Origin of the sequence: Methylobacterium platani, from assembly GCF_001653715.1 — a bacterium.
Taxonomy (GTDB): Bacteria; Pseudomonadota; Alphaproteobacteria; order Rhizobiales; family Beijerinckiaceae; genus Methylobacterium; species Methylobacterium platani.
Window position 1 is genome coordinate 1 of sequence record NZ_LWHQ01000076.1, and the last position, 428, is coordinate 428.

Sequence of the window (428 nt, forward strand, 5' to 3'; positions counted from 1 at the left end):
CCCTCGTGGTCGATGATCCGGTACTGGGCGTCGTAGGCGCCTTCGCCCCGCAGGGCCGGTTCGAGGCTGGCGAGGACGCCCGGCAGGTCCTCCGGCAGGATCATCGCCAGGAACTCGTCAAGCGGGCCGTTGGTCACGCCCATCAGGCTCTCGCCGATCTCCGAGCAGGTGACCTTCCGGGTCGCCAGATCGATGTCCCAGGTCATCATCTCGGCCGCCGCCATGGCGAGGCGCAGTCGCTCCTCGCTGGTGCGCAGGGCCTCCGCGGCGCGGACCTGCTCGTCGATGTCGGCCATCGTGCCGACCCATTCGCGGATCGTCCCGTCGGCGCTCTCGAGCGGGACGGCGCGGCCGAGCATCCAGCGATAGGCGCCGCTGCGGTGGCGCACCCGGTAGGTCGCGTCGAGGGGCGTGCCGCTGCCGCAGCA

Annotated in this window: 1 protein-coding gene; it reads right to left on the bottom strand. The window is 71.7% G+C overall.

The annotated features are described in order from the left end of the window. Positions 1 to 428: PAS domain-containing protein (locus A5481_RS28755; protein WP_197514261.1), on the bottom strand; the 428-nt coding region annotated here is incomplete at both ends.